This is a genomic window from Flavobacterium filum DSM 17961, assembly GCF_000425465.1.
Lineage (GTDB): Bacteria > Bacteroidota > Bacteroidia > Flavobacteriales > Flavobacteriaceae > Flavobacterium > Flavobacterium filum.
Genome location: NZ_AUDM01000052.1, coordinates 1 through 1296 on the forward strand (window position 1 = coordinate 1; position 1296 = coordinate 1296).

A 1296-nucleotide genomic window follows, 5' to 3' on the forward strand; every position below is an offset into this window, starting at 1 on the left:
GGGAGTGTTCAATAAACTGTGTCATTTCATTTTATTCTATCACTAAAATACGCATTTAAATCATTTTGAATAGCAGACCAGTGAAAAATTTGTCCATTCCATCTAGTTTGTGCATTCATAATAGCTAAGTATACCTGTTTTAGGATTGCGTTTTCTGAAGAGAATGCACCTTTAGTTTTGGTTACTTTTCGTATCATTCTGTGATAACTTTCTATTGGATTTGTTGTGTACATTAGTCTCTTTAAATGAGGTGAATACTTGTAAATATTAGCTAGTCTATCCCAGTTTTTATCCCAGCTCCTAAATATTGCAGGGTATTTTTTATTCCATTTTTCTCTGGCAAGTTCAAGAGCTTCAAGACCTTTTTGTTCGCTTGGAGCTTGATAAACAACTTTTAAATCCTTCATTACTTCTCTTAAGTCAGTATGAGTTACATATTTTGCACTATTTCTCATCTGATGAACCAAGCAAAGCTGAACTTCTGTTTTAGGATAATAGTCTTCAATAGCATCTCCAAATCCTGATAAGTTATCGATACATGCGATAAATACATCTTCTAGTCCTCTGTTTTGTAAATCATTTAGCACTTGACGCCAAAAACTACTACTTTCTGAGTTGCCAAAATAGATACCTAAAACTTCCTTTTGTCCCTCTATTGTAACTCCTAAAATGGAATAAATAGCTTTACTCTTGACTTGACCCTCGTCTCTAACTTTGTAATGCATTGCATCAAGCCAAATCAAAGGATAAACACTTTCCAAAGGTCTATTTTGCCATTCTTTAATCTCAGGTAAAATCCGGTCTGTAATGCTGCTTATTGTACCATCAGAGACTTCAAAATCATACATTTCCTTTAAATGATTTTGAATATCAGAATAGCTCATTCCTAGACCATATAAACCAATGATTTTTTTGTCAATATCACTACTGATACTAACCTGACGCTTAGGAACCGTCTGTGGTTCAAAGCTACCATTACGGTCTCTGGGTGTTTCTAATTCAAAACTTCCTAAACCACTGGTAATTGTTTTCTTTGCTTTACCGTTACGCCTATTTTTTTCTGATTTAGTCTCTTGGACGTGATCTGTTATTTCACTCTCAAGTGAAGCTTCTAAAATCATTTTTAAAAGCGGTGTAAAAACACCATCTGCACCTGTCAAGGGTTTACCTTGCTTTAATTTCTCTATAGCTGACTTAGAGAAAGACTCAAAATCGAATTGTTCGCTCATAATAAATCAAATTTAAAAAATTCATCCTTCTATTTTTTATATTTGACACAGTTTATTGAGCATACTC

At 33.6% G+C, this 1296-nt stretch carries 1 protein-coding gene; it reads right to left on the bottom strand.

Annotated elements, in window-relative coordinates; all coding sequences use genetic code 11:
• Positions 1-26 precede the first annotated feature (26 nt).
• Positions 27-1229, bottom strand: a complete 1203-nt coding sequence (locus H601_RS0112970) for an IS256 family transposase (RefSeq protein ID WP_026711886.1) — start codon at positions 1227-1229, stop codon at positions 27-29.
• Positions 1230-1296: the final 67 nt, after the last annotated feature.

What these genes read in the sequence shown, in the direction of transcription:
- H601_RS0112970 (WP_026711886.1), bottom strand. Translation starts at nt 1,229, where the DNA reads ATGAGCGAACAATTCGATTTTGAGTCTTTCTCTAAGTCAGCTATAGAG.